3 protein-coding genes and 1 pseudogene are annotated in these 4,829 nt (G+C 47.9%); all 4 read right to left on the bottom strand.

The features are described from left to right. Positions 1 to 391 (bottom strand): annotated as a pseudogene (locus tag KDK19_RS05455) (protein TolQ); the annotation flags it as partial. A gap of 142 nt (positions 392 to 533) precedes the next feature. Further along, the gene (gene ybgC, locus KDK19_RS05450; RefSeq protein ID WP_257276461.1) at positions 534 to 947 is read right to left on the bottom strand and encodes a tol-pal system-associated acyl-CoA thioesterase; all 414 of its coding nucleotides are present in this window, start codon (positions 945 to 947) and stop codon (positions 534 to 536) included. Positions 948 to 1,010: 63 nt separating this feature from the next. After that, positions 1,011 to 1,487, bottom strand: a complete 477-nt coding sequence (locus KDK19_RS05445) for a hypothetical protein (RefSeq protein ID WP_257254615.1) — start codon at positions 1,485 to 1,487, stop codon at positions 1,011 to 1,013. 55 nt (positions 1,488 to 1,542) lie between these two features. Further along, positions 1,543 to 4,829 (bottom strand): transglutaminase-like domain-containing protein (locus KDK19_RS05440; RefSeq protein ID WP_257291502.1); only part of this gene is annotated, 3,287 nt, incomplete at its 5' end.

Below are 4,829 nucleotides of genomic sequence, written 5' to 3'. Positions count from 1 at the left end.
AACCAACACTGGCCAGAAAGGGCAGATGCGTTTCCAGCTTCTCCTGCTCCCGGGAGATCGCCACTCTCATGGCTCTCTGGGTCGCTTCCATGACAGCATCGGCTTCTCCTGTACCCTGGGAGCGCATGCGGGTGAACTCACTGAAGCCTGAACGGAAGACCTGTTCGAGCCCACCCAGGTCTTCTTCTTTGTCCAGCTCTTTATATAACTGGGTCAGGTCCATTCCGGACCAGAAGCGATCCTCAAAGGCCAGCATGTTCTGATGAGCGGAGCGGATGAGTATGCCGCGCTGGACAATCATGACCCAGGAAACAACAGATACCATCACCAGCATTATCAGCACCAGCAAAACGATCCAGCTGGCATTGCCTACCAGTGACCATATGGACATACTATCTGCCACTGAAAACCTCGCTTTTCATTCGATTAATACTTGTTAGAGAAATGATGTTCAACATTCATTCCGGAATCTGACCAGACGGTGTGACTGCATTTTCACGATAAACAGGCAGTTAAGGATAATACCATCAATCTCACGGCGATTTGCCGTCAGGACTTAATTTATTCCGTAAGGATTCTGTAATCGCCGTAGGTTTTCTGCTCCGGCTGTCCAGGCAAGCCACGACGAACCGGCCTTCACACAGCAAGACATCTTCAAGAAAACACTGTTGCTGGAAAACCATTCTGGCCCTGCCCATACTTTCAACCCGGACTGTCACAATGACAGAGTCGTCCAGCTGGGCAATGTGCCTGAACTGAACGGAAGCATCGACCACCACCAACTGCTTTTTTTCCTTTAACAACTTCTGATGATCATAGCCGGTACTGCGCAGATATTCGGTTCTGGCTCGCTCCATGAACTTCAGATAATTAACGTGGTAGACGATACCACCGGCATCAGTGTCTTCATAATAGACTCGAACGGGAATGGAAAAGGTATCGGTCACAGGGATGGCCACATAACATAAAATCAGATCAGAGACTGCCAGAGACCCTGATGCTGTGGCAAGTCAATAACACCATAAACGACCACAACCATGGTGATAATGAGGCGGAGGATAAGCGCCTCTGGTCTTATAGGCATCGTTTTTTTCCTTATCCAGTCTCTGCTGGTTCAGGCGCTTTTCCTGCTCTATCCTGCGTTGCAACAGGTCAGCATCCGGGACCGGCTTGTTAAGACGTTTCAGGGCTTGAGTAGCTTCCGGAATCCCCCATCGCGCCGCCATAGAGTAACGATCAACCGCCTGGGCCAGGGACGGCGTGGTACCGACGCCCTGCTCATAACAGACTCCGGCATGATACAGATCAATCGGTAGCTGGCTGGTACCATGAAGCACTTGCGAGCAACTGGCCTCTGTGACAGAGAAAGGTACAGAATAAATCCCCTGTCCTACTGGGGTTGCATCCGTAGTGATATTCTGACACCCACTCAGGGTGGTGAGCGCCAGAACACAGAAACTGAATATTCGCAGAATTCTTATAAGCATTAGCATTTCCCTTCACTTTATCGTCTCAAAAAAACTCATATTGTCCTCACTATTATCACGCATCCAATGAGTGATAGATCGAATTCAAATTCAAACTGTCCAAAAACTCTCTGGCAATGGTTGTCAGCTCATCGGATTTGAGAAACAGAGCATTACCCGCTTTGTATGCCTGCCGTAAATACGCTTCCTTCAAAGCCCCCGGAAACTGTGAAGGGCTACGAATTTCAGACATCATGGCATACAGCTCTGCTGGTGAGGATGGATCATGAGCGCCATAGTTTTTATCACTTCCGTTCCCCCTGATGGAAGCATCGGCCCAACAATACGTCAAACGACCATTCTTTGAGTGAGTCACTTCATACAGGTAATGACTGAAGGCCTGTCGAATTGCTTGCTTGCATTTGGTTCTTAAATGATCCTTAGAGAATGCATCTTTCTGCGGTGTCTCAAGGGATTCCAGAGTGGGTTTGTACCTGTTGCGGATTTCAAGCTCTTTTTTCTCATATTCTTCTCTTGCATCCTGATATCGCCCGGCTGAAGAAAAGTCTTGATTGTGTCGTTGGTGCTGACTGCGATAATGGTATCCATTTTGACCAAGGGTGGAGCTATGCGCTGCTTTCAGTTCGCTGTTTATTTGAGCTAATATCTCACTGTATCTTCTTGCTTTTTCCATTGACCGCTTTAAGTTCGGGATAGTCTCAACTTTTCGTTGAAAGAGGACATTGGCCATTTCATCAAACACTGTGTCTTTCCAGGCAGGTTGCCCCATTATAATCACCGGGCGGTGGTTCGCCTTTCCCGAAATTAACTGCGCAAACGCAGGTTGGTGTACCAGCATTCGTTCTATATCGGGGACGCCTTCAGGATGATCTGTCCAGACGGGCTGTAAAGATGTGCTGGCTATTATATTTTCAAGGAATGACGAAAAACCACCATGACAATCAGTCACGAACAAGGTATCACCTTCTCTCTTTTGGAATTTTTTATAAGTTTCTCGCCATACCTGACTACTCCTTTCACTGAAAAATAATTCCTGATACCACTTCTTCAGGCAACCGGCGACTGTGACCTTCAACTCATCGACATTTTCCAGACACTGCAATCGATCAAGATATTCAATGACTTTAATAGTTCGGCTATCATAGGTCGGAACCGGATTCAACCATCCCGATTTCAAGGCTTCACGAGCAAAGTGAATTTCCGAAGATTTGGCAAAAATAGCAAATCTAGCAAACCTCAGGACATCCATTATTGAATCCAGCCACTGAAGAGGGCTTACTCCGCCCTTAACAACCATTTTTGAATGGAGTAATTTAAGCTGTTCAGTGATTTGATCTTCATTACTCTTGAACAATATATTGCCTACTGCATCCGCCATCGGTGTACAGGCACGCCAACCTGCACGCCAATCTTCACCCTCAGCGCAGACCAATCTCTTCTCGCAATCACCCAATACTTCTGTCTGCAGCGACTCCAGTAGTGAGACCCCCATCGAAAAACCGGCTAAATCTCTTTCTTTCCAAAGGTTCTCTACTGTTTCGGAAATATTAAGATTGGTTTCTGGCAATGCACTGTTTGTCTCAAGGGCTGTGCTCAGTTCCTCAAGGGCTATGCCGCATGCTTTAGCCAGAGTTTGCTGTTGTGCTGAATCCGCACCTTTCAGGACACTCTTCAGGACATCCTTGACCTTCTTTGAATCACTGCTGGAAAGACTGACCTTACCGGTGAGCTGGAAGTCAGATTTGATTTCTATTACATCGGCAGGCGCCCCGCCCAGATCCGCTGCGTCCCAGGTTTGGCCTCCATCCACGGAATACTCTGCAAAGCTGTGGTTAATGTTAGAAATTTTCCGACTTGGAATACCAAAATAACGACAAAGAGCAACAAAAACAGATACACGATGACGACAGCTACCTTGCCGTTGTGTGACGAGGAATCGAAAGAAATTCTTATGGCGCTCTGGTATAGCATTACCGGAAAACTGTTTGCAATAATCCTTGATCGCCACAATGCGTTGCTTCATGTTTTTAGCCTTTTGTATTGTTCGCAAAGGCTCCCGTACTTTCAGTGGCTGTCGGTTAATGTTCTCAAACACTTCCTTCAGTACTGTTTTCATACCCTGGGAACAGCGGGCGTCAAAACGTGTTGATTGCGCAGACCGGACTCCTCTGGTACGTGTTTTTCTGCACGCTCCTCTGTGTTCTACGACATAAGCAAACTGAATTTTCTGTTTGGTTTCGGCCACTGCAACAGACAGCGTGTGAAGCCCGGTATATTGATTCCTGACCAGCGTGTATGGCACATCCGGCTCTATGCGCAGGGCCACTATATAGTCGTCAGGCGTCAGGCTGGGCAATGCATATCGACCACTGCCGGATGTCCAGTCAAAGGTTGCCAGCGTTTGATCGCTGGCTAATGACACTGGCTGGTCACGCCCTGGTAACCGGGCCGGTGTGAGGGTTTCGACCCCGTAAATGTCTTTATCATTAAGAGCGATCTCTTTGACAGCACCCTTTTCAGACACAAAAATATCCTTTGCCCACCACCGATACATCACGCAAGAATAGTCCTGCGTATCAAAAATTCTGAAATCGTACAGTTCTGGCCTGTCAAAGCACTCATAGTTCGTTCTCTGGTCTATTGCCGGAGCCTCTTTCTCTTCGACTTCCGGATTGTATGGCTCAGGAGCGTTATCACCGCCAACAACTGACGCTTCGTTAATACTGCCCTCAATACTACCCTCAACTCGATGGTTCACCAGACCACTCATCTGATACCAAAACGCAGGCCATAGTTGAACATCGCGGCCATTCCATAACTCTATCTGCCGATCAGCCTCCTGAAGATAAGGCTGGGAAGCCGATAATTTCAGCGCTTGTGCCTCTTCTTTCGCCAGGGGAAACACGCTGTTAACCTCTACGCCCATCGGACCAAACTCACGAGCAAACCAGCGTTGCTGCCAGTATCGGTACAGTGCCTGAGTGAGAATATCGTCCGACGCGTCCGGCTGGAGGGAGAGACCGGATGCCTGCCATCTGGTCCGAGCCAGTCTCTTGATGATTTCCGCTCTGGCTTCGTCTTCATTCAGATGAGTGCTAACAAGAATTTCATGGTTTTTTTCATCAATACTGTTGAAATCACTGCTTCGTATCACCCACGGACGATCAGTGCCTGATACCGTTTGGTTGAACCATTTGCAAAGTTCAGAATCAAGCTCACCCCTACTCATATCGAGAGCCCTGACTTGAGCCGATGGCTCGGGCAGTTCATCCAGCGATATTTTTGCAGCCATCAGATAAAGCCGGTAGTGCTGATTGATGCATTGATGAAGTCCTTCTTCGG

The sequence above is a fragment of the Endozoicomonas sp. ONNA1 genome (assembly GCF_024606325.1).
In the GTDB taxonomy this organism is placed as follows: Bacteria; Pseudomonadota; Gammaproteobacteria; order Pseudomonadales; family Endozoicomonadaceae; genus Endozoicomonas_A.
The sequence above is the reverse complement of the archived record's forward strand: the minus strand, read 5'-3'. Positions and strand labels throughout refer to the sequence as shown.